Annotated in this window: 4 protein-coding genes; 2 read left to right on the plus strand and 2 right to left on the minus strand. The window is 60.8% G+C overall.

The window, feature by feature from the left end:
- Together msrA and ACT6UX_RS30300 are read left to right on the plus strand one after the other, a co-directional pair.
- Positions 1-420, plus strand: a 420-nt coding sequence (gene msrA / locus ACT6UX_RS30295) for a peptide-methionine (S)-S-oxide reductase MsrA (protein WP_444778849.1), incomplete at its 5' end; no start/stop codon positions are given.
- Positions 398-1,423: a zinc-binding alcohol dehydrogenase family protein gene (locus ACT6UX_RS30300; RefSeq protein WP_052819670.1), complete on the plus strand. Its 1,026-nt coding sequence runs from the start codon at positions 398-400 to the stop codon at positions 1,421-1,423. The genes msrA and ACT6UX_RS30300, both read left to right, overlap by 23 nt.
- 396 nt (positions 1,424-1,819) lie before the next feature.
- Here ACT6UX_RS30300 and ACT6UX_RS30305 read toward each other — a convergent pair whose 3' ends face one another.
- Both ACT6UX_RS30305 and ACT6UX_RS30310 read right to left on the minus strand, forming a co-directional pair.
- On the minus strand, positions 1,820-2,314 hold the full coding sequence (locus tag ACT6UX_RS30305) for a MarR family winged helix-turn-helix transcriptional regulator (protein ID WP_004099028.1): 495 nt from the start codon (positions 2,312-2,314) through the stop codon (positions 1,820-1,822).
- A gap of 316 nt (positions 2,315-2,630) precedes the next feature.
- Positions 2,631-2,774 carry a hypothetical protein gene (locus ACT6UX_RS30310; RefSeq protein WP_156316066.1) on the minus strand — a complete coding sequence of 48 codons (144 nt, stop codon included), beginning with the start codon at positions 2,772-2,774 and terminating at the stop codon, positions 2,631-2,633.
- Positions 2,775-3,049 lie beyond the last annotated feature (275 nt).

A 3,049-nucleotide genomic window follows, 5' to 3' on the forward strand; every position in this document is an offset into this window, starting at 1 on the left:
CATTACGGCCATGCGGAAGCAGTGGAAGTGACCTTCGACCCTTCCGTTCTCGCCTATCGCTCGCTCTTGGAACTCTTCTTCCAGATCCATGACCCCACGACCTACGAGCAACAAGGCAGCGATGTCGGTCCGAGCTATCGATCGGCGATTTTCTACACCACCGAAGTGCAGAAGGAAGTCGCCCTCACAACCATCGCGGAAATCGAGGCATCAGGAAGCTGGCCTGGCCCGGTCGTGTCGGAGATCAACCCAGAAGAACCCTTTTGGGAGGCGGAGCCAGAGCACCAAGAATACCTGGTGCGCTATCCTGGGGGCTATAGCTGCCACTTCGTGCGCCCGACCTGGCGGTTGGACCGCTCAGACGAACGCCCAGCTGTATACTTGACAAAAAGAGTTGATGATGACCGAAACCGTGACTAATCAGGCCGCCTGGCAGAAAGCGCCGAGGCAGCCACTGAGGATCGGTGTCACCGCTCTGCCGCATCTGGCGGCGAACGAGATATTGATCCGCAACGCGGCCATCGCGATCAACCCACTCGACTGGATTCTGCAGGACGTCGCGCTTTTGCCATGGCTCGACTATCCCGCGATTCTCGGCAGCGACGTCTCCGGTGAGGTCGCGGCGGTCGGTGGCGCGGTCGAGCGGTTCAAGGTCGGCGATCGAGTCATCGGACAGGCGGTCGGGACAACCGTAAATCAACCTGCGCAGGGTGCGTTCCAGCACCACACGATCGTGCTGGACCACATGGCGGCGCCGATCCCCAACAACATGGCCTTCGCTGATGCGGCAGTCCTCCCGCTTGGCCTTGGCACCGCCGCAAGCGGGCTCTACGGAAGGACACAGTTGGCTCTCGCGCCACCGTTACACTCGCCGACCGCGCGTCCAGAGGTCGTTCTGGTCTGGGGTGGATCGTCGAGCGTTGGCTGCAACGCCATCCAGCTCGCGGTGGCGTCGGGCTACAGGTGCGTCGCCACCGCTTCGGCGCGCAACGCCGGCCTGTTGAAGGAGCTGGGTGCAAGCGAGGTTCTTGACCACTCGAGTCCAGCCATCGTGGAAGACGTGATTGAGGCAATGCGCGGGCGCAGTCTCGCTGGAACGCTTCACGCGACCGGTCACATGAAAGACTGTTTTGCCGTCATTGCGAGATGCGAGGGCTCGCGCCGCGTGGCAGCGACGCTGGCCCCGCCCGACGAGCGTCCATTTGGAGTCGAGGCGACGCACATCTCCGGGACGAGCCTCAAGGATGACGAGGTTGGTCCAATGATCTACCGCGAATTCCTGCCGCAGGCTCTCGCGGCGCGCACGTTCGTCCCCGCCCCTCCGGCGAAGGTCGTGGGCCAGGGCCTTGAAATGCTCCAGGCTGCCTTGGAAGCCCTGAAGGCGGGTGTATCCGCAGCGAAAATCGTCGTTACCCTGCCTTGAGTGACCAGCCAGGCGGTTTTTCGCGTTCGCAGTCTGAGGTGGCCCGCACTTTGCCGATTGGGAAGCTCTACCGGGAAAACGCGCTTGGGACGCGCGCTGCGCTCCTGCCGGAGCATGCGTTCCCGAAACCTGTTCCCGACTGCTTTTCCCCGAAACTACCTATCGGACATAGAGAAATGGGAATGCAGCGAGTGGTTTGAACGGCCGCTTCCGAAACCGCGTTCCGATCAACTGAGCGGCTAAAAGTGGGGCGATCACCGACATATTAGAATGAGACCGCCATGCCCGATCGGCCGGCTTGACGCGTAGCCAAAAGAATGCGGCTGATGGTAGGCTCGCTGGCATTATGAAGCCCCGCCATCTGAGCAGCGTTGAGCTGCCGCAATTGCGAGTCTCCTACGCGTCGTCGTTCTTCTCGCGGTCCACACCTCGCTCATGCAATTCGGCATCGACGGGGCAGTTCGTGCAGCCCTCGTAGCAGCACAAGCGGCAGATGCGGTATGACTGCTCGAGGTTTTCCAAGCGATTTCGGAGAACGCGTTCAGCGATGTCCGATAAGGTTTTCAGTTCGTCTGGATTAAGGATCGATAGCCCTTCGGCAATCACTTGATCGCGCGAGGCCAGGACCTCGTCGCTCGCGACCTTGCCAGTTGGAGTAAGATAGAGGGATCGCGCGCGCCCGTCTGTCGAATGCTCCCTACGCTCGATCAATCCCTCGCTTACCAATCTATCCACCAGGCGAACAGTTCCAGCATGTGAAAGGCCCACCCCGATCGCAAGCATACGGATCGAGAGCCCGGGCTTGTGCGCGAGCAACGCCAGCGCTGAGGCGGCGGGTCCAGCTTCCGGCGCCCGCGATGAACTAGCGCGAACGATGTCGTCGCTGATCATGAGTGCGAACGCCCCGAAAATGTTTCGATCTCGAGGTCCATCCATTGCCACATCTATATGTGCGCGGAGCATAGACAGCAAGCCATACCGTGGTCCTCTTCCGCCGCGCGGCTTGTGGAAAATGTCCTGTTTTAAAAGGGTTTCGGAGGATTTCGACTGATCGAGCGCGCCGAAAAAAACGGGTCCGGCTCGCTAAGGCCGCGGAACCGTTGATACCTGGCGGCTATAGGGCAAGCCTTTTCGCTCGGAATCGCCGTAGGTCGCGCCTGAGAATCACTCCGCGTCAGCGCTGTCATCCAGGCCGCGCAGGTGCAGATCAGCGAGACCTCGCTTGCCCCCGGCGTCGCACTTCCATCGTGTCACCGCGCGCGATCACGATTGTATCAATCCCATTGAGGAACAGTCCGTGCTCCACGACGTCGGGGATTGCGGCGATCGCTGCTACGATTTCGGTCGGCATGGTTATCTCGTCGAGGGCCGCGTCCATCCGTACAGGCTGGACGTTTGCCAACGGGCTATAGGCCCACCCGGAGCGCCAGCCCCATCAAGTCAAAATCCCGCAAGGTCGCGCGTTTGCTGGGTAAAGGCATCGCCGATGAGGATGGCTTCGTGAGGCAGCGAAGCGCGAGCCAGCCGCTCGACATATCTCGCTTATTAGTATATGCGTCGCGCATATACTGCAACGCCTGCCCGAAGCACGTAGACGACGTTCGTGACGTTCCCACGGGACCACTG

The organism is Reyranella sp. (assembly GCF_052439685.1).
GTDB lineage: Bacteria > Pseudomonadota > Alphaproteobacteria > Reyranellales > Reyranellaceae > Reyranella.